Origin of the sequence: Streptomyces sp. NPDC046465 (assembly GCF_040646035.1) — a bacterium.
In the GTDB taxonomy this organism is placed as follows: domain Bacteria; phylum Actinomycetota; class Actinomycetes; order Streptomycetales; family Streptomycetaceae; genus Streptomyces.
Genome location: NZ_JBEYZK010000018.1, coordinates 89667 through 110538 on the forward strand (window position 1 = coordinate 89667; position 20872 = coordinate 110538).

At 72.4% G+C, this 20872-nt stretch carries 18 protein-coding genes; 5 read left to right on the forward strand and 13 right to left on the reverse strand.

The window, feature by feature from the left end; translation table 11 throughout:
* Positions 1-1509 carry a tripartite tricarboxylate transporter permease gene (locus ABZ953_RS27065; RefSeq protein WP_361728511.1) on the forward strand — a complete coding sequence of 503 codons (1509 nt, stop codon included), beginning with the start codon at positions 1-3 and terminating at the stop codon, positions 1507-1509.
* Complete coding sequence (locus ABZ953_RS27070) at positions 1506-1979, forward strand: GNAT family N-acetyltransferase (protein ID WP_361728514.1); 474 nt, start codon at positions 1506-1508, stop codon at positions 1977-1979. Before ABZ953_RS27065 ends, ABZ953_RS27070 begins: the two co-directional genes overlap by 4 nt.
* Positions 1980-2001: 22 nt before the next feature.
* Here the strand turns inward: ABZ953_RS27070 and ABZ953_RS27075 are convergent, their stop codons facing one another.
* The 3 genes from ABZ953_RS27075 to ABZ953_RS27085 all read right to left on the reverse strand — a co-directional run bounded on the left by ABZ953_RS27075 (position 2002) and on the right by ABZ953_RS27085 (position 3661).
* The gene (locus ABZ953_RS27075) at positions 2002-2142 is read right to left on the reverse strand and encodes a hypothetical protein (RefSeq protein WP_361728517.1); all 141 of its coding nucleotides are present in this window, start codon (positions 2140-2142) and stop codon (positions 2002-2004) included.
* Positions 2143-2235: 93 nt separating this feature from the next.
* A complete protein-coding gene (locus ABZ953_RS27080) occupies positions 2236-2742 on the reverse strand; it encodes a DUF402 domain-containing protein (protein WP_361728520.1) in 507 nt (168 codons plus the stop codon).
* Positions 2723-3661: a GNAT family N-acetyltransferase gene (locus ABZ953_RS27085; protein ID WP_361728523.1), complete on the reverse strand. Its 939-nt coding sequence runs from the start codon at positions 3659-3661 to the stop codon at positions 2723-2725. Before ABZ953_RS27085 ends, ABZ953_RS27080 begins: the two co-directional genes overlap by 20 nt.
* A 109-nt stretch (positions 3662-3770) precedes the next feature.
* Between ABZ953_RS27085 and ABZ953_RS27090 the strand changes: the two genes are divergently transcribed.
* Positions 3771-4151 (forward strand): GntR family transcriptional regulator, encoded by a 381-nt coding sequence (locus tag ABZ953_RS27090; protein ID WP_361728526.1) that lies wholly within the window; start codon positions 3771-3773, stop codon positions 4149-4151.
* Between the two features lie 45 nt (positions 4152-4196).
* Here the strand turns inward: ABZ953_RS27090 and ABZ953_RS27095 are convergent, their stop codons facing one another.
* On the reverse strand, positions 4197-5291 hold the full coding sequence (locus ABZ953_RS27095) for a DUF5925 domain-containing protein (protein ID WP_361728529.1): 1095 nt from the start codon (positions 5289-5291) through the stop codon (positions 4197-4199).
* An 85-nt stretch (positions 5292-5376) separates the two neighbouring features.
* On the opposite strand from ABZ953_RS27095, the gene ABZ953_RS27100 reads away from it, so the two are divergent.
* Positions 5377-6804 carry a xylan 1,4-beta-xylosidase gene (locus tag ABZ953_RS27100; RefSeq protein ID WP_361728532.1) on the forward strand — a complete coding sequence of 476 codons (1428 nt, stop codon included), beginning with the start codon at positions 5377-5379 and terminating at the stop codon, positions 6802-6804.
* Positions 6805-6813: 9 nt separating this feature from the next.
* On the opposite strand, the gene ABZ953_RS27105 is transcribed toward ABZ953_RS27100, so the two are convergent.
* From ABZ953_RS27105 to ABZ953_RS27130, 6 genes are all read right to left on the reverse strand, one after another.
* Positions 6814-10440 carry a lipopolysaccharide biosynthesis protein gene (locus ABZ953_RS27105; protein WP_361728862.1) on the reverse strand — a complete coding sequence of 1209 codons (3627 nt, stop codon included), beginning with the start codon at positions 10438-10440 and terminating at the stop codon, positions 6814-6816.
* A gap of 91 nt (positions 10441-10531) precedes the next feature.
* Positions 10532-11335 (reverse strand): polysaccharide deacetylase family protein, encoded by an 804-nt coding sequence (locus ABZ953_RS27110; RefSeq protein ID WP_361728535.1) that lies wholly within the window; start codon positions 11333-11335, stop codon positions 10532-10534.
* On the reverse strand, positions 11332-12342 hold the full coding sequence (locus tag ABZ953_RS27115; RefSeq protein ID WP_361728538.1) for a glycosyltransferase family 2 protein: 1011 nt from the start codon (positions 12340-12342) through the stop codon (positions 11332-11334). The genes ABZ953_RS27110 and ABZ953_RS27115 overlap by 4 nt, the downstream gene beginning before the upstream one ends.
* Positions 12339-13172 carry a glycosyltransferase family 2 protein gene (locus ABZ953_RS27120; RefSeq protein WP_361728541.1) on the reverse strand — a complete coding sequence of 278 codons (834 nt, stop codon included), beginning with the start codon at positions 13170-13172 and terminating at the stop codon, positions 12339-12341. Before ABZ953_RS27120 ends, ABZ953_RS27115 begins: the two co-directional genes overlap by 4 nt.
* A 363-nt stretch (positions 13173-13535) precedes the next feature.
* Positions 13536-14636, reverse strand: coding sequence for a GNAT family N-acetyltransferase (locus ABZ953_RS27125; RefSeq protein ID WP_361728543.1), 1101 nt, complete (start codon positions 14634-14636; stop codon positions 13536-13538).
* A gap of 1 nt (position 14637) precedes the next feature.
* Positions 14638-15087: a hypothetical protein gene (locus tag ABZ953_RS27130; RefSeq protein WP_361728546.1), complete on the reverse strand. Its 450-nt coding sequence runs from the start codon at positions 15085-15087 to the stop codon at positions 14638-14640.
* Between the two features lie 233 nt (positions 15088-15320).
* On the opposite strand from ABZ953_RS27130, the gene ABZ953_RS27135 reads away from it, so the two are divergent.
* Positions 15321-16142, forward strand: coding sequence for an SGNH/GDSL hydrolase family protein (locus ABZ953_RS27135; protein ID WP_361728549.1), 822 nt, complete (start codon positions 15321-15323; stop codon positions 16140-16142).
* Positions 16143-16149: 7 nt separating this feature from the next.
* On the opposite strand, the gene ABZ953_RS27140 is transcribed toward ABZ953_RS27135, so the two are convergent.
* The 3 genes from ABZ953_RS27140 to ABZ953_RS27150 are packed head-to-tail and all read right to left on the reverse strand — an operon-like array spanning position 16150 to position 20730.
* Positions 16150-17829 carry a serine/threonine-protein kinase gene (locus ABZ953_RS27140; protein WP_361728552.1) on the reverse strand — a complete coding sequence of 560 codons (1680 nt, stop codon included), beginning with the start codon at positions 17827-17829 and terminating at the stop codon, positions 16150-16152.
* 31 nt (positions 17830-17860) lie between these two features.
* Positions 17861-19408 carry a nickel transporter gene (locus ABZ953_RS27145; RefSeq protein WP_361728555.1) on the reverse strand — a complete coding sequence of 516 codons (1548 nt, stop codon included), beginning with the start codon at positions 19406-19408 and terminating at the stop codon, positions 17861-17863.
* Complete coding sequence (locus ABZ953_RS27150) at positions 19405-20730, reverse strand: hypothetical protein (RefSeq protein WP_361728558.1); 1326 nt, start codon at positions 20728-20730, stop codon at positions 19405-19407. Before ABZ953_RS27150 ends, ABZ953_RS27145 begins: the two co-directional genes overlap by 4 nt.
* Between the last annotated feature and the right edge of the window lie 142 nt (positions 20731-20872).

A 20872-nucleotide genomic window follows, 5' to 3' on the forward strand; every position in this document is an offset into this window, starting at 1 on the left:
ATGAACGCCTTCAACTCCCTGATGGACGGCTTCGGCACGGCCCTCACCCCCATCAACCTCCTGTGGGCCGCGGTCGGCGTCCTGCTCGGCACGGCGATCGGTGTGCTGCCCGGCATCGGCCCCGCGATGGCGGTGGCCCTGCTGCTCCCGGTGACGTACGGACTCGAACCGACCGGCGCCTTCATCATGTTCGCCGGGATCTACTACGGCGCGATGTTCGGCGGCTCGACGACGTCGATCCTGCTCAACACACCCGGTGAGAGCGCGGCCGTCGTCGCCGCCATGGAAGGCCATCCGATGGCCAGGTCGGGGCGCGGCGCCCAGGCCCTCGCGGCCGCCGCCATCGGCCACTTCGCGGGCGGCATGATCGGTACGACGCTCCTGGTGGTCCTCGCGCCGACGGTCGCCGACCTCGCCGTCGACATCGGCGCGCCCGACTACTTCGCCATCATGGTGCTCGCGTTCATCGCGGTCACCTCCGTGCTCGGCTCCTCCCGCATCCGCGGCCTCGCCTCGCTCCTGATCGGCCTGACCATCGGCCTCGTCGGCCTCGACCAGATGACGGGCCAGCAGCGGCTCACCTTCGGCTCGCTCCAACTCGCCGACGGCATCGACGTGGTGATCGTCGCCGTGGGGCTCTTCGCGATCGGCGAGGCCCTGTGGGTCGCCGCCCACCTGCGCCGCACCAGCGGGCAGGCGATTCCCGTCGGCCGCCCCTGGCTGGCGAAGAAGGACGTGCGGCGCACCTGGAAGGCCTGGCTGCGCGGCCCCCTCATCGGTTTCCCGTTCGGCGCGATCCCCGCCGGTGGCGCCGAGATCCCCACCTTCCTCTCCTACGTCACCGAGAAGCGCCTGTCCAAGCACAAGGAGGAGTGGGGCAAGGGCGCCATCGAGGGCGTCGCGGGCCCCGAGTCGGCGTCGTCCGCCTCGGCCGCGGGAACCCTCGTCTCCATGCTGACGCTCGGCCTGCCCACGACCGCCGTCGCCGCCGTGCTGCTCGCCGCCTTCCAGCAGTACGGCATCCAGCCGGGCCCGCTCCTCTTCGAACGCGAGGCGGACCTGGTCTGGGGCCTCATCGCCTCGCTGTTCGTCGGCATGGTGCTCCTGCTCGCGCTGAACCTGCCCCTCGCCCCGGTCTGGGCGAAGCTCCTGCGCATCCCGCGGCCCTACCTCTACGCGGGCATCCTCTTCTTCGCGGCCGTGGGCGCCTACGCGGTCGGCGGCGAGTCCCTCGACCTCGTGATCCTGCTCGTCATCGGCCTGCTCGGCTTCGGCATGCGGCGCTACGGGCTGCCGATCCTGCCCGCCGTCATCGGCGTCATCCTCGGCCCGAACGCCGAGCAACAGCTGCGCCGCGCCCTGCAGATCAGCGACGGCAGCGTATCCGGCCTCGTCGACACGCCGTTCTCCGTGACGGTCTATGGCCTCATCGTCCTGATCGTGGCGTGGCCCTTGTTGAAGAAGGCGGTGGTGCGGGCGCGGCGCCGTGACGTAGACGTAGAGGCATGACCACCCACGAGGGCCCCACGGACATCCGTCTCGCCACCGCCGCCGACGTGCCCGCCGTGCGGGCGGTCACCGACGCGGCCTACCACCGCTACATCGAACGCATCGGGCGCGTCCCCGCCCCGATGGAGGCCGACCACGCGGCCGATGTGGCGGCGGGCTTCGTGTACGTCACCGGGGACCCCGTGGTGGGTCTCCTGGTGCTCGTCCCGCGCCCGTACGAAGGGCGGCTCCTCCTGGAGTCGATCGCGGTCCACCCCGATGCCGCGGGGCAGGGGGTGGGCCGGCGTCTGCTCGCCTTCGTGGACGCACACGCGCGTGCACTGGGGCTCATCGAGGTACGGCTCTACACCAACGCGCTGATGTGGGAGAACCAGAAGATCTACCCTCGCTACGGATACGAGGTCGTCGAGCGGCGGATGGACGGGCCCTACGACCGCATCCACTACCGCAAGCGGCTCGCGCGGAACTGACGGGGGGATCACCCCCCCCGGCTCAGCCGTCCGGCCACCACGTCCGCTGGATGTCCTTGCGGACCTCGGGCCTCTCCCGCGGCCTGACCTCCGCCTCCTGACGTTCCCGCACCCGGCGGCTGACGGACTTGCTCGCGGGCTTGTGCGTGGTCACTCGACGCATGACGGCCTCCCGGCTTCCCGACTCCCTGCCTTACCGATGTCCATTCGGAGCACTCGGTAGACCTGTTCGGTCCCGCTTTCTGATCGAGGGCTGTCAGACGATGGTCCCGAAGCCCTCGCCGCGGGCCCTCGCCTCCAGCTCGTCCAGGGCCAAGGCCGCCGCTTCGGCCGCCGCCGGATCCGCCGCGGCCAGGCCGCTCGCCGCGAACTCGTCCTCGTCCAGGCGCAGTACGGCGCTGCCGTCGGCCGAGCACCACAGGTCCAGGTCGAGGTCCTCCACCGTAAGGACGGCGCCGTCGCGGACCGCGGGGCGCGTCACGTCGCAGTACCAGCCCTTGAGGGCGCCGTCCGCGCCGTACACCTCCTTGACGGCGTACCACCGGTCGCGCCAGTAGTGCTCGGTGAAGACGTCACCCGGCTCGAAGCGCACGAAGCCGAAGTCACGGACGCCAGGGGCCGCCCAGGGGGCGGAGACCGTGACGTGGTTGCCGTCGTCGTGCAAAAGACGCGCCGGATAGCGGATCTTCGTCCGGCCCGCCTTCATGAGGGCGATGTCCAGGGTGGCCGTCTCCCGCGCCGCGTCAGCCGAGGGTGCGGACATGGCGGACCTCCGTATCGCAGATCTCGTAACCGAACCACTTGTTGATCGCCAGCATCGGCTCGTTCCCGGCGTCGTTGCCCGTGAACGCCTCCGTGTACCCGGCCTCGCGGGCCCGGTGCAGGGAGTCGTTCTTGGCGGCCTTGGCCAGACCGCGGCCGCGGTGGGCGCGCGCGGTGCCCGTCATGCCGGACGCGTAACGCCCCGCGCCGTCCGCGCGGGCCAGGCTGAACGCCGCGGGGACCCCGTCCACCAGCGCCACGGTGGTCAGCTCCCGGCTGACCAGAGGGTGGTGCCAGGTCTCGGCGAGCCAGTGCTCGTAGTCCGTGAACTCGGCGGCGACGTCGCTCGGTTCGTCGGCCACCGTCTCCGCGTCGAGCGCGAAGAACGGCCGCGCGTCGTCCGCGAACACCGACCCGCTGACCAGCTCGACCCCGGCGGGCGGCGCCTCGCGGGGCGGCAGCGTGCCGTGCGCCAGATCGAGGCGGAGGAAGTGCGCGCTGCGCCGCGCCGCATAGCCGTGGCGGGCGGCGAAGGCGAGGTTCGCGGGGGAGTCGAGCACCCACGAGTACACGGTCTGCGCGCCCGCGCCCGCCAGATACTCCTCGGCGGTGCGCAGCAGGAGCGTTCCGGCACCCCGGCCGAGCCGCTCCGGATGGACGTACACATTGGCGAAGCCCTGGCCGGGCTCCGGGCTGTCGTACGCGAGCCCCACCTGCGCCGTGCCGATGATCTCGCCGTCCACCTCGGCGATCAACTGCCGGTATCCGGAGTCCGGATGGGCCTGCGCACGGTCGAAGGCGACCGAGGCGGGGGTGGCGAGCATGGCGGGCACACAGGCCCGGCGCACCGCGGCGAAGCCGGCGTCGTCCGCGGCGGCTCTCGGTGCGTCGGCGCTCAGGGCTCGAACGATCACTGTCATGGAGCGGCACGGTACGCGGGGGCCGTGCGGGGTGCCTCCCATTTTCGCGGGCGAGGAGTCCGGGCGCGCGGATGTGCCGACGAGGTGGCCCGTGCGGGACAATCACTGCGTGACGTTGAAGATCGACATCGATGGGGGCGCGGGCGACGCGCCGTACGAGCAGGTGCGGGCCCAGATCGCCGGGCAGGCGAGGTCGGGGGAGCTGCCGGTCGGCTACAAGCTGCCCACCGTGCGGGGGCTCGCCGAGTCCCTCGGGCTCGCGGCCAACACGGTCGCCAAGGCCTACCGGGCCCTGGAGGCCGACGGAGTCATCGAGACGCGCGGCCGGAACGGGACGTTCGTCGCCGCGGCCGGTGACGCGGCGGCCCGGACCGCCGCGTCCGAGGCGCAGGCGTACGCGGAGCGGGTGCGGCGGCTCGGGCTCTCGGAGGCGGACGCGACATCGGCCGTACGGGACGCGCTGCGCGCGGCTTACGGGGATGCCGGGTAGGCCGCCCATACCGTACGCGGGCAGTAACAGCGGCCGCGCGGGCGGCTACAGGTACAAGCCCGAGTCCGCGCCCTCCCGCTGCCCCGGGACCGACGTGGGGCTCGTGCCGCGGCGCAGCGCGAAGAGCTCCGCCAGGGTCGCGCCCTCGCGGCCCACGCCCTCCTCCGTGCCGAGCCACTCCACCGCCTCGCGACGGGTCAGCGCGCCTACCTCGATGCGGGCCAGGCAGCGGCCGGGGCGGACCACCGCGGGGTGCAGGCGCTCCAGGTCCTCGTTGGTCGTGACGCCCACCAGCACGTTCCTGCCCTGGCCGAGCAGGCCGTCCGTGAGATTGAGCAGCCGCGAGAGCGCCTGGCCCGCCGTGTGCTTCGCCTCGCCGCGGATCAGCTCGTCGCAGTCCTCAAGGAGCAGCAGCCGCCAGCGGCCCTTCGCCGTCCCGTCGTCCTCGCCGATCGCGATGTCCATGAGGTAGCCGACGTCGCTGAAGAGCCGCTCCGGGTCGAGGACGCAGTCCACCTGGCACCAGTCGCGCCAGGACCGCGCCAGCGTCCGCAGCGCCGAGGTCTTGCCCGTGCCCGGCGGCCCGTGGAGCAGCAGGAGGCGCCCCGAGATGTCCTCGGGCGTGGTCTTCATCAGCGAGTCCATGGCGTCGGCGACCGGCGCCGTGTAGTTGGGCCGCACCTCCTCCCACGTACCGGCCGAGATCTGCCGGGTGGTGCGGTGCGGGCCGCGCCGCGGGGAGACGTACCAGAAGCCCATGGTCACGTTCTCCGGCTGGGGCTCGGGCTCGTCCTGCGCGTCGTCCGTGGCCTGGGTCAGGACCCGCTCGGCCAGTTCGGCGGTGGTCGCCGTCACCGTGACGTCCGCGCCGCGGTTCCAGCGCGAGACGAGCAGGGTCCATCCTTCGCCCTCGGCCAGCGTCGCGCTGCGGTCGTCGTCGCGGGCCGCGCGCAGCACCGAGGCCCCGGGCGGCAGCAGCGTGGAGCCGGACTTGACGCGGTCGATGTTCGCACTGTGCGAGAAGGGCTGCTCGCCCGTGGCGAAACGGCCGAGGAAGAGCGCGTCCACGACATCCGACGGGGAGTCGCTGTCGTCGACGTTGAGCCGGATCGGCAGGGCGTCCTGTGGGTTCGCAGACATGCCGCCATGATCCGGCACGCACCCGCACTCGTGCATCAGGTTTCCGCAGTGCGTCCGCCGACGCGCGCCGATACTCTGGTACTTGATGGCACGTCATGGGTGGAAATCGGGAGCACGGCGCTGGCGTCTCGCCGCCCTGCTCGGTGTCGGACTGGTCGCACTGGCCCTGGTGATCACACTCGTCAACACGGTTCCCGGCGACAAGGGCAGCACCGCGGGCACCACCCCCGACGGCGACAAGGTGTACGGCACCCCGGCCGTCCCGACCGGCGCCGCGAAGCCCCAGGTGGGCTGGGGCTTCACGCACACCCAGTACAGCGCGGACGACGGGGACGAGGCCGCCGTCGAACGGGTCCGCCGCGAACTCGCGGGCCAGGGCAGGTCCATCCCGCAGATCCAGCACATCATGGGCTGGGGCGCGGGCAACCCGGAGCCGGTGAAGGGGCGTTACGACTTCTCCGCGATGGACCGCCGGATGGACTTCGTCCGGGGAAGCGAGGGCACGCCCGTCGTGACGCTGTGCTGCGCCCCCGACTGGATGAAGGGCGGCAAGCCCGGCGCCGACAACACCGACTGGAGCCGCCCCTCCCTGGAGAAGGCCCCTGTCCGCGCCCACTACGAGGACTTCGCGAAGCTCGCCGCGACCGTCGCCAAGCGCTATCCCGACGTACGTCACTTCGTCGTCTGGAACGAGTTCAAGGGCTTCTGGAACAACGAAGAGCACCGCTGGGACTACGAGGGCTACACCGAGCTCTACAACCTCATCTACAAGGAGCTCAAGAAGGTCGACGAGGGCATCATGGTCGGCGGCCCCTACCTGGTCATGGACAGCGTGGACCCGCGCAGGACCGAGGGCGTGGCGAAGGAGCCGAAGGGGCCCTGGGGCCGGATGGACCAGCGGCCCCTCGACGCCTTCGCGTACTGGAACAAGAACAAGGCGGGCGCCGATTTCGTCGTCGTCGACGGCGCCAGCTACACCGAGGACGACGAGATGCTCCCCGACGAGTTCAAGGCCACCGACAAGTTCACGGCCGTCGGCACGTGGCTGCGCGCGCGGACCGGCGGCCTGCCGCTGTGGTGGGCCGAGTACTACGTGGAGCCGGGCGACAGTCAGGACGACCGCGACGACTGGTCCGAGGCGCACCGCGTCGCCGTGCAGGCGTCCGGCCTGATGGCGATCGCGCGGGGCGGCGCCACCAGCGGCTTCTACTGGAACCCGCAGAAGAAGAACGGCACCGCGTGCGCGGGCTGCCTCTGGACGTCCACGCGGGTGTCCGGCGGTGGTGCCGAACTGCCGATGCTGCGGCTCATCGAGCGGTTCGGCAAGGAGTTCGGCCCCGGCACGCGGTACGAGAAGGTGCCGGTCGCCGCCGACGACCGGCCGGCGGTCCGGGTGCTCGCCGACGACGAGGCGGTCCTCGTGGTGAACACCCTCGACCGGGAGATCGGCGCGGAGGTCGACGGAGAGCGGTTCGACCTGGCGGGATACGAGGTGAAGTGGCTGAAGCGGTGATCCCCCCGCTCACGCCATCGTCAGGAACCGCTGGATCAGCGACGCGAGGAGCACCGCGAGCAGCGGCAGCGAGAACCAGAAGCTGCTCTGCAGCCACCGCTGCTGCCGCACGCTCGGCGCCGCGGCGACCCGCACCATCTCGCGCGCCCCGAGCAGCAGGATGAGGGCGACGGCGGCGAAACCGCCCACCACCGACCACGGCGTCCAGGTCACCTTCGGCCCGGCGGGCCCCGGATCGGCCCTGGCGACCCGGCCGTCCGGCTGCTCGGTGAGCTGGTAGACGCTCGCGTCGTCGTTGCCGAAGACCTTCCGCAGGTCCTGTCTTTCGTCGAGATTGCGCAGGAGTCGCGGCTCCCAGGAGGTGGGGTACCCGGCGTCCAGCTGAAGGTAGGTCGTCTGGCTGCGGTTGATCATCAGGTACGAGTGGGGACCCGCGTCCTTCAGGGCCTTCACCAGGCCGGAGACCAGGACCGGGTCGGCGGGTGCGAGCGTGGGGACGTACTCCACCTTCTCCATGTCGCGGGCGCCCCACGGCATCGCGGGGGTCACGTCGTCGACCGTGTCGTTGCTCATCCAGAGCAGCCGCACCGTCGGCTCGTCGTGCGCGTACACGTACTCCATCGCCGTGACCTCGCCCGGACGGATGCGCTCGAAGGGCTCGTTGCCCCAGCGGGCCACCAGGAAGCCGCCCATCAGGACGAGCCCCGCGAGGAGCGCGGCGAGCGGCGCGAGGCTCACCCGGTCGCGGTCGCGTTCCTCCGGCGTGGCGCCCGTGCGCGGGAACAGCGCGAGCCCCGCGAGCAGGGCCGCGCCCGGCAGCGCGAACATGAAGACGCGCAGGGCCATCTCGCCGCCGTACGACTGCATGCCGAAGCCCAGGAACGGCACGAAGGTGAGGACGACGAGCGAGCGTTCGCTGTACTTGTGGAAGCGCCGCCGCCACCAGCCCCAGCAGGCGACCGCCATGACACTGCCCGCCATCGCCACGCGCGCGTAGAGCACGAGTTGATGCGTCGAGCTGCCGCCCTCGATCCGTCCCGATACCGACGAGGACACGTTGCCGCCCACGCCCCCGACCCCGCCGAACAGGTCGTCGAAGTGCCCCGACCAGTAGGGCTCGGCGAGGAAGCCGAGCCAGACGACGACGAGCACGCCGAAGAGGAGCGGCAGGCCGCGCAGCTCGGACCGGCCGACCAGGACGAGCACCGTGAGGACGCCGAGCATCACGAACGGCGTCAGCTGGTGCGCGGGCACCGTCCCCGCGAACAGGCCCATCAGGACCAGGAGCAGGACCGCGCGCTCCCCGCGCCCCGTCGGCTCGACCTCGCTCTCCCCGGGGCGCCGCTTGGCCCACAGCACGCGCGGGGCACGGAACCACACCAGGAGGATCGCGACGAAGGCGATGTAGAGCAGATACGTGAAGCCCTGCGGAGAGAAGTAGTCCTGGCCGACCCAGCCGCTCAGGACGAAGATCCACAGGCCCGCCCACTTGGCGCGCCAGGACGCCCGCATGGAGCGCACCAGCAGGAACATCGGCGCCAGGTAGAGCAGTTGCACGGCCGTCGGCCACCAGCGGATCACTTCGGTCAGGTCCGAGACGCCGCAGGCCTTCGCGAGGAAGGCGGCCGCGGCGAAGAAGCCCGGCCAGCTCCAGCGCGCGTCCAGGTCGGGCACCGCGGAGCCGGTCCGGTCGATGTACTCCATGAAGCCCAGGTGCTGCCAGGCCGTGGCGAACCGCGGCTCGGTCTCGATGACCGCGGGCAGCGCGTGCAGAGACACCACCGTGGCGAGCAGCGTGAGGAGCAGGAGGCTCTTGAGCGGCCGGTCCATCCAGAGCAGCGCGGCGAACACGACGACCAGGAGGACGGCGCCGAGCAGCGTCGGCCTCGGCAGGACGGAGACCAGCCCGAGCCCGCCCATGTCCTCCAGGTCCTTCTCGCCGAGGCCGAGGACGGGCAGCCAGTACAGGGCGAGCGCGGTGACGAGGAGAAACGCCATCACGAGGACGTGGCGGGGCCGGGCCTGCGAGGGCGCGGCGGGCGCGGCGGGCGCGGCGGGAGGAGGAGCCGGGGCAGCCGTCGGCGGTGCGGAGGCGTCCCGGCCCGGCGCCTCCGCCGGGGGCGTGGACACGGATGCGGAGGGCCCGGCGGCCGGGGTGCTCGTCGCCCAGGTGGGCCGGTGGTCCATGGGGTCCCCCTCGCTCCGCGCCGCGGGTGTTCCGGCGGCGGGCGTGCCGGGGCCCGGCCGCACGTCGGGCCTGCGCTCCTGGTGTTCGAAGTCGAGCAGCACGGCGAGCTGGAGGGTGTCCGAGTCGAGCGACTCCCGCAGGGCCCACGCGGGTCCGTGACGCTCCTTGCCCGGCTCGGCGTACGCCTCCGGCGTGCCCAGATCGGCCAGGTCACCGTCCGGCGCCGTCCCTTCGGCCGGTTCCGGGGGCGCCGTCCGCACCACCCGGTACAGCTTCGGCGCCGCGATGGCCACGATCACCGCCAGGCTGGAGATCTCCGCGACGCCCGCGCCGGTCAGCCCCATCCGCGGCAGCAGGAGCAGCGTCAGGCCGAGCACCAGGACGCACAACAGGCCCTGCAGCCAGGCGATCCCGGAGGTCTCGCTCTGGGCGCGCCGCACCGCGAAGTACGTCTCCATGACGACCCGCAGCAGCGCCCCCACCGCGAACCAGCGCAGCAGCGGCGTGGCCGCGTCCGCGTACCCCTGCCCGAACATGCGCAGGATCAGCGGGGCCGCCAGGAAGAGGATCCCGCAGACCGGCAGCATGATCGTGGCCATCCGGCGCAGCGCCGAGCGGGTGTTGGCGGCGAGCAGCGCCGGGTCGTGCGCGCCCTCGACGGTCAGCGAGGCGCCCATGTTGATGGCGAGCAGGTTGACCGTGCCGCCGATGGTGGTGGTGATGTAGAAGTACGCGTTGTCGACCGAGCTGACCTGCGAGGCGACGATCACCGGGACGAGGTAGACCACGGCGAGCGAGAAGAGCGAGCCGGTGTAGTCGCCCGCGAGGAAGCGGCCGATCTCGCGCAGGGTGGGCGGCCGCGTCCTGCCGTCGGTGGCCTTGACGTGCCGGGGTACCAGGCGCCGGAAGACCAGCCAGCCGAGCGGGATGACCGATACGAGGATCGAGGCGACCCAGGACACGAAGACGCCCGCGGTGGGGACCGCCGCGGCCATCGCGATGAGCAGCCCGAGCTTGGCGACGGAGAAGGCGGTGTTGCCGACGGGCACCCAGAGCGCGTTGCGCAGCCCGGTCAGGACGCCGTCCTGCAGGGTGAGGACCGACCAGGCGACGACGGCGAGCACGAAGCCGATGCCGTGCACGGGGCCGTGCAGGAAGCGGTACGAGGGCCCCCACAGGTCGAGGGTGAGCAGGAAGACCAGCGCGGCGAGCGCCACGGCGACCGAACTGCCCGCGTACGTACGGAAGATGAGCTTTCCCGTGGCGCGGCCCGCGATCGGTATGAACCGCGCGAGGGCGCCGGTCAGCGTCACGGCGGTGAGCCCCGCGAGGAGTTTCATCGCGGCGATGGCCGCCGAGCCCTGCCCGACCGCCGACTCCGAGTAGTACCGCGCGGCGGCCAGCCAGAAGCCCACGCCGAGCACGCCGGAGATGCCGGTGTTGAGCATCAGCGCGTACGCGTTGCGGAACAGCGGGCCGGTGGCGGGCCGCCCCGCGGTGTGCGTGGCCCCGGCGACGCCGGCCTGGGCCGTGGTCGTGTCAGACACGGGTACGGATTGCCTTCCGGCGGATCTGTCGGGCTCTGCGGACCATGGCGTACCCCTTGGTCAGGGCGCGGTCCCTGGCGAAGTCACGGCCGATGGAGCCGCCCGCCACCAGCCGTTCGAACTCCTCGGCGCCGGTGGAGCGGCGCACGGTCACGCGCCGCAGCGCGTAGGGTCCCTGGCCGCGGCGGGCCAGGCCGTTGCCGACGGCGAGCGCCTGGGTGTACCCCGTCTCGCGCACGCGTTCGCGCACCCGGCGGCTGGAGTAGCCGTACGGGTACGCGAAGGACGCGGGCCGGGTGCCCAGCTGGTCGGCGACGATGTCGCGGCAGCGCCGCAGCTCGAACCAGAGCCGGTCCTCGGGCAGTTGGTCGAGCTCGGGGTGGGTGTGGCTGTGTCCGCCGATCTCCGCCCCCGCCGCGGCGAGCTCGCGCACCTGGTCCCAGTCGAGCATCCGGTCAAGGCCGCCCCCGGTGTCGTACTCCCCGCGCAGCCAGCCGGTGGAGACGAACAGGGTCGACACGAAACCGTGCCGGGCGAGCACGGGCAGCGCGTGCCGGTGCACCCCTTCATAGCCGTCGTCGAAGGTGATCAGCACGGGCCTGGCGGGCAGCGTCTGCTTGGACGAGCGCCAGACGGCGGCCAGTTGGGAGGCGGTGAGCGGGGTGAAGCCCCGCTCACCGAGCACGTCCATCTGGCGCGCGAAGGTGTCGGGCGAGACCGAGAGACCGTGCGTCGCCTCGTTCGGCGCGCGGGCCACGGAGTGATACATCAGTATCGGCACGGGTTCCGTGCTCATGCCGCAGCCCCCTCGCCGCCCGTGCCCTCCCCGATCTCCCCGATCTCCCCGACGGAGAACGTGGCGCCACCCCTGCGTGCGCGGACGCTCCCGAGTACGTACCCCCCTGCCGCGGTGAGCACTCCCGTCACAATGGCCCCCGCACGGCCCGCGCCGCCGGGGCGGCCGAGCGCCGCGTCGCGCAGGCCGCGGCCGATGCCGACGGGCAGCACGCGCGTGGTGTAGCGGCGCTCGGACTCAAGCCCCTTGCCCGCGCCGACGCTCCGGGCCACCAAAGCCTTGGACAGGCCTTCCGCGTACGCCCTGGCCCGGAAGTAGCGGAACCGTTCGCGGGCGGCAGGCACCCGGTGGTGGATCACCGAGCGGTCGTCGACGATCAGCACCGCGTCCGGCCGTGCACGGGTGAGGCGGATGCAGAACTCCGTCTCCTCGCAGCCCAGCGGCCGCTTGTCGCCGTCCCGCCCGATGCCGGTGGCGAAGCCGCCCGCCGCGTCGAAGGCGGTGCGCCGGAACGAGGCGTTGCCGCCGAGGACATTGCGCACGCGGACCCGGCCGGGGGGCAGTCCCCGGTACGTGCAGCCGACGACCCAGTCGAACTCCTCGGGGAACCAGACCGGCCGTCGGCCGGACTCCCACGCGGGCAGGGTGCGCCCGCCGACGGCGAGGACCCGCGGGTCCTCGTACCCCTCGGCGAAGTGCCGCAGCCACTCCCGCTCGGCGACGGCGTCGTCGTCGAGGAAGGCGATGACGGCGCCGCGGGAGGCGGCGATCCCGGTGTTGCGGCCCGCCGAGAGGCCGCGGGGGCCCGCGTTGGCGAGCACCCGCACCCCCTCGGTCTCCTTGTACTCCTTGGCGAGCCGGTCGAGGAGCGGGAGGTTGTGGTCGACCACGAGCAGGATCTCCAGGGCCGCGAGGGACTGCGCGCGCACCGAGGACACGGCCGCGAGGATGTCCGCCCAGCGGTCCTCGGTGTACACGCAGACGACCACGGAGATCTCCGTGTTCAAGACACCTCTCCCTGACCGGCGCCGAGGGGGAGCCCCCGCGGGCCCTTGCGCCGCGCGCCGCGTCTGCCGCGGTGGGAGCGCTCGCTGAGGATCACCTTCAGTACGCGGATGCCGTCCCGGACGGCCCTGAGGTTGCTGGTGCCGTGGATCCGCAGGTACTCGTGGCTCGGGATCTCCTGCACCTTGAGCCCCGCCTTGACGACCCGGATGTTCATCAGGGTCTCGACCTCGAAGCCGGTGCAGTCGAGCTCGATCTTGTCGAGGCAGTGCCGCCAGAAGGCGTTGTAGCCGTAGCACAGGTCGGTGTAGCGCGCGCCGAACTTGGTGTTCACGACGGAGCACAGGACGTGGTTGCCGAGCTTGCGGATCGGCGTCATGTCGTCCGTGCCGCCGCCGTTGGCGAACCGGGAGCCCTTGGCGAAGTCCGCGCCGGAGACGAGGGCACAGACGTAGGAGACGATCTCGCTGCCGTCCGCCGAGCCGTCCGCGTCGACCATCACGATGATGTCGCCCGTGCACGCGGCGAAGCCGGTGATCAGGGCGTCGCCCTTGCCCTTGCCGAGCTGGCGCACCACCTTGACGTCCGGCCACAGCTCGCGGGCGACGGCCACCGTGTCGTCGGTGGAATTGCCGTCGACGAGGACGACCTCATGGATCCACTCGGGGAGTGTCTTGAACACGTACGGAAGATTCTCCGCTTCGTTCATGGCGGGTATCACGACACTCACCGGCGGCGTGATCGCCAAGTGCGTGGAGATCGGCCGGTAGTTTCTGGTGATCTCGTTCAACGGGTCCTGTCCGGCGTCTGTCGGGCGCACAAAAGAACTCATGAGTCCGGTGGTCCCTCTCGTCCGGTGGACGGCCCGCCCCCGGGCAGTCCGGTAATTGATCCGGGTCGAAAGGGGGGTTCACACTTGAGCATGACGAAATAGATCTCCGTGCATGCCGAGTGAGCTGGCATAGCGCGGGACGTGTCTCGGCTGACGAGCGGTAACCGAGCACGGCACCCCCCTACCGCGCCCCACATCGGCCCCATCGCGACCCTGAGCCCTCCCCTGGATCGCATTTGCGTGATGGGCCGTTGCGGGTGGATGTACGACGGTATTGATGATTGGGACTGTATGGCAAGACCTGGAACGTGGTCTCACGTTTTTCATGATTTGGGTAATCTGTGCGATCACATTCGGACCGTTCTAATTCTGGCCCCTAGATCGAATTCGGCCCATGTGCTTGAGCAGTTTGTCGGCCGGTTCGAATAATTCCGGTCTTGATTGCACGGTGTTCCGCAACGCCCTGACCGGCGCGCGGCGCGCCAGGTGTCCGAACGCCACCGGGTGCCGGAGCGCCACCCACCCCTCGGACACGGTGACTTCGCGTGTCTTGAGGGAGTCCTTGTAGCTCTTCTGGCCGCGGCCGAGATCGAGGTGTGCGATGCCGTCGGAGGCGGCGGCCTCGGCCATGCGCAGATGCAGGACCAGGCCGGGCGAGTACTTCGAGAACGCCGGGTCGTACGCCGGGAACCAGCACGCGAGGATCCGCTCGGAGCGCAGCCCGAAGTGCGCGGCCACCGGCACGTCCCCGGCGTAGAGGACCGACAGGATCCCGGCGAACGAGTCGGTACGGGTGTGGAAGAGCCGGCGCACCAGGCGGGCGATCCAGGGGTGCGCGAAGCGGTCGCTGCGGCCCGTCCTGCGGTACTGCGCCGACTTCCAGCCCATCAGCGTGGCGAGGACCCGGGGGTCGCGCTCGTCGTGCACGTAGCGCACGGCGCCGTGGTCGCGGCCGAGTCTGCGCTCCTTGGCCAGCGTCGATCGGGTGAACTTGGGCGACTGTAGGCGCAGTTGGTTCAGATAGGCCTCGTAGCCCCGGTCTATGTCCATGACGGGTGAGGGGAAGGAACCGGAGGCGCTTGCCTCGAACGGCGTCTGCCCGCCCACCAGGTGATCGAATTCCCACACGGCGAGCCCGCAGGCCCGGAGGAATTCCCTGGCGTCCCAGTCGAAACCCGGCCGGTGCACGAGGCCCTGGCAGTCCGAGACGCCGAGTCCGATGGCCCGGCCGACGCCGGTGGTGGACCGCTGGAAGGGGAGGAACGCCGCGTGCTCGCCGTCCTCGCGTACGACGGCGATCCGCACCCCGCGCCGCTCGTGCGCCGTCGCGAGAGCGAACTCGGGGGAGAGGAAGGGGTTGGCGAGCTCGGTCGCGCCGTCGAGATGCGACTTGGACTGCAAGGCGGTCCACGCCACCCGGTCGGCGGCGGTGAGGTCGCCGGGGCGGTGCACGGTGATGTTCACGTCAGGGAGTCCACCTTCTCGCCGTACGGCGGCGCAGGCGCCGTACGGCTGTCGGCAGGAGGATGAGCGCGCTGACCGCGGCGACGGCGGAGACGCCGCCGCGTACCGACCACAGGTGCAGGGCCAGCATGCCCTGCGCCACGAGGAGGTTGACCGCGAAGGACCCGGACGCGGCGGCCACGGTCCGGCCCCACGGTGTGAGCGCCCGCAGCGCGGCGCCGATCGCGGCGCCCGGCGCGGCGAGGAGGAAGAAGAGGGTGAAGGGGGCCCGCAGTGGCGAACTGAGGTCGACGAGCGCGAGCATCGCGCCGACGGCGCCCACGGCGACGCCCGCACCGGCGAGCAGCGGCAGCAGGTCCTTCTTGGTGTCCTGCCCGGTGCGTCGGCCCGTGTCCTGCCCGGCGTGTCGACCCGTGTCCGCGGACAGTGCCGTGTTCCCGATGGTTTGCATGGGCGACTCGCCCCCCGAAGCGCCGGATGCCGGGCTTCAATGTCGCGCAGGCTCCGAGGGCCCGTCAAGATGCGGAGGGGGTGTGCAGATGTTCCCCGCCATACCCCGTAAGTGTTGGTGAACTCCCCGCGTGGGCAAGCCAATTGTGCAGGAAGAAATTGACATGGACACTATCGATGGCCGGGGGTGCGTGCTACCACGGTCGTGGCAGAAACCCTGCTAAGGGAGGTTCCATGAAATTGTCCAGAATCACGGCATACATGTCCTCGCTCCTCCTTGCGGTCGCCTTCGCTCTCACCGGAGCGGCAGCGGCTCACGCGGACCAGTCGACCGGCCAACGGGCCGCGGCGACCGGCTACGTGGCCCTCGGCGACTCCTACTCCTCGGGCGTCGGCGCCGGCAACTACGACAGCGGCAGCGGGAACTGCAAGCGCAGCACTCGCGCCTACCCCGCCCTGTGGGCGGCCGCCCACTCACCCTCGAGCTTCAACTTCGCGGCGTGCTCGGGCGCTCGTACGGGTGATGTTCTCTCCGGCCAGCTGGGCCCGCTCGGCTCCGGCACCGGCCTCGTCTCGATCTCCATCGGCGGCAACGACGCGGGCTTCGCCGACGTCATGACGACCTGTGTGCTGCAGTCCGAGAGCAACTGTCTCGCGCGCATCGCGACGGCGCGCAAGTACGTCGAATCCACCCTGCCCGGCAACCTCGACAAGGTCTACGACGCGATCGCCGCCAAGGCCCCCTCCGCCCACGTCGTGGTCCTCGGCTACCCCCGCTTCTACAAGCTGGGCGGCGGCTGCCTCGCCGGTCTCTCCGAGCGCGAGCGGACCGCCATCAACGACGCATCCGACTACCTCAACACGACCACGGCCAAGCGGGCCGCGGACCACGGCTTCGCGTTCGGCAACGTCACGTCCGCCTTCGCCGGGCACGAGATCTGCTCGGGCAGCCCCTGGCTGCACAGCGTGAACTGGACCAACATCGGCGAGTCCTACCACCCCACCGCCGCCGGCCAGTCCGGTGGCTACCTCCCCGTGTTCACCCAGGCCGCCTGACCCCGGCCTACGCGCTCGGCGTGTAGGAGGCCCCGCCCGTCGGGGTCTCCTGCGCGCAGCTCACCGAGTACGCGACCGCGTTCGACGTGGTCGTCACGGGGCTCCGCACCTGGACGCTGATCGTGTTCTCGTACGTCCCGCCCCCCGTGTCGTACGCGGTCTCGACGTGGTTGACCTGCCGCGTCTTCCCGCCTCCCGAGGCGAACGACAGCGTCTTCCAGCCGGGGTCGCCCGACTGCCCCGACCGGGTCACCCAGCGGTACTGGACGGTGGCGGGGGCGCGCCCCACCGTGAACGTCGCGGTGAACGAGGGCGCCTGACCGGGCGCCGGCGGACACGCACCCTCGTACCGCGTGTGAGCACCGGCCACGTACACCTTCACCGACTGGGCGGGCGGGGCCGTGGTGCCGCCGTGGTTGCCGCCGCCGTTCCCTCCGCCGCCCCCGTTCGTCGACTTGCTCTCGTCGCCGTCGCCGTCCGACGAGCTGCTCGATCCGGCTCCGGCCGATCCGCTGCCCGGATCCTGCGACGCGCTGCTGTCGCCGCCCTGGCCGCTGCTCGACTTGCCGCCGCTGTCGCTGCCCGAACTGTTGTCCCCGTCTCCGCCGTCGCGATTGACCAGCGCGTACGTGATCCCGCCCAGCGCGAGCGCCAGCACGACGAGGCCCGCCACCAGGGCGACCACCGCGCGGCGGGACCGGGCGGGCGTGGTGGCCGTGGTGGCCGTGGTGCCGGCGGGAGGCGCCGTGTACGGCGGTGGGGTCACGGGGAAGGGGACGGGCGGCGTCGGCCCGGGCGGCGGCCGCTCGGCCGTGGCCGTCGGCATGTAGGGGAGGGGGGAGCCGGAGTGCGGGGTGCCGCCCGCGGCCACGATCCGCAGGTCGCTCTCGGCGTCCGCGGCCGACATCCGCTCGGCCGGGTCCTTGCGCAGCAGCCCCTCGATGACCGGGGCGAGCGGACCGGCGCCACGGGAGGGCGGCAACGGCTCGTCGACGACCGCCCGCAGCGTGCTCAGCGGGGTGTCCTGGCGGAACGGCGAGCTGCCCTCCACGGCGGCGTACAGCAGGACGCCGAGCGACCAGAGGTCGGAGGCGGGCCCGGGGTGGTGCCCCAACGCCCGCTCCGGGGCCAGGAATTCGGGCGATCCGATGACCTCGCCGGTCATCGTCAGCGCCGAACTCCCCTCGACCCGGGCGATACCGAAGTCAGTGAGGACCACCCGGCCGTCGTTCGCGATCAGGACATTGCCGGGCTTCACGTCCCGGTGCAGGACTCCGGCGTCGTGGGCGGCGCGCAGGGCGGCGAGGACCTCGGCGCCGATGTGGGCGGCCCGCTGCGGGGGCAGCGCCCCCTCGGCCTCCAGCACGTCGGACAGGGAGAGGCCGCGCACCATCTCCATGACGATCCACGGACGGCCGCCCTCGCTCGCGACGTCGTAGACCGTGACCACATTGCGGTGGGGAATGCGGGCGGCGGCCCAGGCCTCGCGCTCCAGGCGTGCGTACAGCCGGTCGACCTCGGTCGCCGGAAGACCGGCGGGGGCGCGCACCTCCTTGACGGCCACCTCACGCCCGAGCACCTCGTCACGAGCCTGCCACACGGTGCCCATACCGCCTTCGCCCAAGGGGGCGAGGAGGCGGTAGCGCCCGGCGATCACGCGCTCTGGCTGGTTCACGGGCGCCCCCATCCGCAGCGGTGAGATTCTCGACAAAAGTAGCTCAACCGAGCGCGGTTGCGGCCCCCTTGAACACCAATCCACACCCAAGGGCGAGGACGACGCAGGCAGAGCCCATCGGCAGGAACCGCCGGGCACGGCGGCTCAGCCACCCGGGCCCGATGCGCCGCCCCGCGAAGGCCCCCGCCCGGACCACGAGGAACCCCGCGGCCGACAGCGTGACGGCGAGCCCCATGCCGTACGCCACCACGAGCAGCAGCCCGAACCAGGCCTCGCCGAGCGCGGCGGCACCGACGAGGACGACGACGGCGGAGGGACTGGGCACCAGGCCTCCGGCGAACCCGAGGAAGAGCATGCCGCGGAGGCTGCCCACGGGGGAGCCGGAGTGGGAGTGGGTGTGGTGCGAGTGCCCGTGCCCGTGTCCGTGCCCATGCCCATGCCCATGCCCATGCCCATGGTCGTGCGTGTGCCCGTGACCATGACCATGTTCACCACCCCGACCTCGCCCCCGCCGCCACGCCCGGCGTACGAGCAGCACGCCCGCACCCGACACGAGCAGTCCGCTCACCACGCCGAGCCAGGCGACCACCGACGGGCCCGCGGCCGAACCCCCGCTCACCAGGAGGCCGAGGGCGAGCACGCCCAGCGTGTGCGTCACGGTCACGGACGCGGCGAGCGGCAGCACATCGCGGGCGCGGGCACGGCCGCGGGCCGCCGCGGTGGCCGCCATCAGCGTCTTGCCGTGCCCGGGGGCGAGCGCGTGCAGGGCACCGAGGAGCACGGCGGTGCCGAGGGCGAGCGACGCGAAGCCGAGGGTGAGGGGATGCCGTCCGACGAGCCCGGTCAGGGCCTGGGTCCACCGGTCGGCGCCGCGGGGCAGGACGGCGGCGATCCCCTCCCCTTCCTCCGGTCCCGCGTCGGCGAGGGCCGGGCCGCCGGACGTGATCCGCAGTGCCGCCGACGTGGTGTCGGGCGGCGCGGACAGCAGGCGCTTCGGGTACCGGGTGAGCCGCTTCGACGCGGAGGACTCCGGTACGTCGGAGCGGGCGAGAGTCATCCGGTCGCCGCGGGCGGTGATCTCGCGCCAACCGGTCCTGTCGTCCCCCGCACCGCCGCGGAACCGGACGGTGACGGATTCGCCCCGGGGCAGCGGAGTGCTCAGAGCGCACTCGACGCGGAGGGTGTCGAGCCCCGCCTGGCCCGGTCGGGCGCGGACCCGCGCGGTGCCCACGGTCAGCTCGGCCGGGCGTCCCGCGACGCCGACCCGGATGCCGTCGGCGGCGTCCTGACAGCGTCGGCGGGCCCAGCTGTCGCGGCCCTCCTCGCGGATGCGGGGTGCGGCCTGGGCGGCCGGGATCTCGGCGAGGTCCTCCACGTGGTCGACCTTCAGGCGGCCCGGTTCGGCAAGGAGCCCGTCGTAATGGCTGACGGTGAAGTTGTTCAGGGGGTGGGCGTACGCGGTACCGGCGGGGGCGCCAAGGGCGAGGGTCACCCCCAGCGCCGCCGCGGCCCCCAGAAGCCACTTCCGCCTGCCCACGCCCCTCGGCCGCCGACCGGGACGCGGCCTCGCCGACCTCGCCCGGAGCCTCATGGAGCACCGCCCCCGAGCGCCCGCAGCGCCGCACGCGCCGCGCGTGAACCCAGCGGCGAGAAGCCGGGGTTCAACCGCAGTACCGCCTGCAGCGACCCCCGCGCGGCCCGGTCTTCGCCGGTGGCCCGCTCGATCATGCCCCGGTGGTAGAGGAACGACGCCTCGCGGAACCCGGTGCTCGTCGCCCGCCGCGCATAGGGCAGCGCCTCCTTGTCCCGCCCGTTCACATGTAGGGCCCACCCGAGCGCGTCGGCCGTGTGCACGGTCCGGCGCCGCTGCCACTCCGCCCGCGCCGCCCGCAGGGCGACCGCCCGGTCCCCGTGGTCGGCCTCGGCGAGCGCGGTGTCCAGATCGGGGTCGACCCCGTTCGCGCGGGCCAGCGCGACCCAGGTGTCCACGAGGCGGTACTGCTCCCGGGCCCGCTCCGCATCGCCCCGCGCCTCGTACAGCTCGCCGAGCGCGAGCACCGGCCCCGGGAGCGGCTGCCGCTCCACGACCGACCGCAGCCCGGCGAGCGCCGAGGCCGTGTCGCCGCGCGCCGCACGGGCCCTGGCCCGGCACTCCAGGGCGGGGAGGTAACCGGCGTCGGCCCGCAGCGCGGTCCCGCAGTGCCGAAGGGCGGTGCCGTAGTCGCCCTGGCGCCAGGCCAGTTGACCGAGCGCGGTCGACACGTACGCCACGTCGCCCGGCGCCGACGCCCCGTCGAGCGCCCGCCCCAGGACGCGCCGCGCGGCCGTCACGTCGCCGCGCAACTCCCGTACGTACGCGTACCGCGTGAAGATGGGGACCCCGGGCCGCCGCGCGTCCGCCTCGTCGGCCGCGCGGGCCGCCGCGCCGTACCGTCCGAGCTCCACCAGGGCGTCGATACGGGTGGCCAACGCCCGTTCGCCGTAAGGGTTCGCGGCGAGCGCATCGGTGGCGTACCGCAGGGCCCCGCGGAAGTCGTGCCGGGCGGCGGCCACCGCGGCGCGCCCCGCGAGCGCCGCGTCGTTGCCGGGGCGCAGCTTCAGCGAGCGGTCCAGGGCGCGGTCGGCGGCGCCGTAGAGGGCGGGGTCGCCGCGGGTGCGGGCCTGTTCGACGTAGGCCGTGCCGAGCGTGGCCCAGGAGACGGAGTCCTTCGGCTGGGTGCGCAGATGGGCCCGGAGCGTGTCCACGCCCCGGTCCAGGTTCCCGCCGCGGAGTGCGTCGGGCCGTGGCGCGGGTCCGGTGGCGACGGCGGGCTGTTCCGTCCCGTCGTCGCCGCCGAGCACGACGGCGCCCGAGGTGAGGACGAGCGCGAGGGCGACGACGGCCACGGCGCTCCGTACGGAGTTGCGTGTCATGAAGGCGACCAGACCTTCCCGGATGACGGATGACGGATGATGGATGGCGGATGGCGGCGCGGCCCGCGGGAGGATGCGCCGCGAGCCGTGCCCGTTCGGGGTAAGTCCGCTGTCGCGGACGGTCTTTCGGCCTTTCGGCCTT

Excerpts from the sequence above, each read along its gene's own strand:
- ABZ953_RS27065 (WP_361728511.1), top strand. The coding sequence starts at position 1 with ATGAACGCCTTCAACTCCCTGATGGACGGCTTCGGCACGGCCCTCACC.
- ABZ953_RS27070 (WP_361728514.1), top strand. The coding sequence starts at position 1,506 with ATGACCACCCACGAGGGCCCCACGGACATCCGTCTCGCCACCGCCGCC.
- ABZ953_RS27075 (WP_361728517.1), bottom strand. The coding sequence starts at position 2,142 with ATGCGTCGAGTGACCACGCACAAGCCCGCGAGCAAGTCCGTCAGCCGC.
- ABZ953_RS27080 (WP_361728520.1), bottom strand. The coding sequence starts at position 2,742 with ATGTCCGCACCCTCGGCTGACGCGGCGCGGGAGACGGCCACCCTGGAC.
- ABZ953_RS27085 (WP_361728523.1), bottom strand. The coding sequence starts at position 3,661 with ATGACAGTGATCGTTCGAGCCCTGAGCGCCGACGCACCGAGAGCCGCC.
- ABZ953_RS27095 (WP_361728529.1), bottom strand. The coding sequence starts at position 5,291 with ATGTCTGCGAACCCACAGGACGCCCTGCCGATCCGGCTCAACGTCGAC.
- ABZ953_RS27100 (WP_361728532.1), top strand. The coding sequence starts at position 5,377 with ATGGCACGTCATGGGTGGAAATCGGGAGCACGGCGCTGGCGTCTCGCC.
- ABZ953_RS27105 (WP_361728862.1), bottom strand. The coding sequence starts at position 10,440 with ATGCTCAACACCGGCATCTCCGGCGTGCTCGGCGTGGGCTTCTGGCTG.
- ABZ953_RS27110 (WP_361728535.1), bottom strand. The coding sequence starts at position 11,335 with ATGAGCACGGAACCCGTGCCGATACTGATGTATCACTCCGTGGCCCGC.
- ABZ953_RS27120 (WP_361728541.1), bottom strand. The coding sequence starts at position 13,172 with ATGAGTTCTTTTGTGCGCCCGACAGACGCCGGACAGGACCCGTTGAAC.
- ABZ953_RS27130 (WP_361728546.1), bottom strand. The coding sequence starts at position 15,087 with ATGCAAACCATCGGGAACACGGCACTGTCCGCGGACACGGGTCGACAC.
- ABZ953_RS27135 (WP_361728549.1), top strand. The coding sequence starts at position 15,321 with ATGAAATTGTCCAGAATCACGGCATACATGTCCTCGCTCCTCCTTGCG.
- ABZ953_RS27140 (WP_361728552.1), bottom strand. The coding sequence starts at position 17,829 with ATGGGGGCGCCCGTGAACCAGCCAGAGCGCGTGATCGCCGGGCGCTAC.
- ABZ953_RS27145 (WP_361728555.1), bottom strand. The coding sequence starts at position 19,408 with ATGAGGCTCCGGGCGAGGTCGGCGAGGCCGCGTCCCGGTCGGCGGCCG.
- ABZ953_RS27150 (WP_361728558.1), bottom strand. The coding sequence starts at position 20,730 with ATGACACGCAACTCCGTACGGAGCGCCGTGGCCGTCGTCGCCCTCGCG.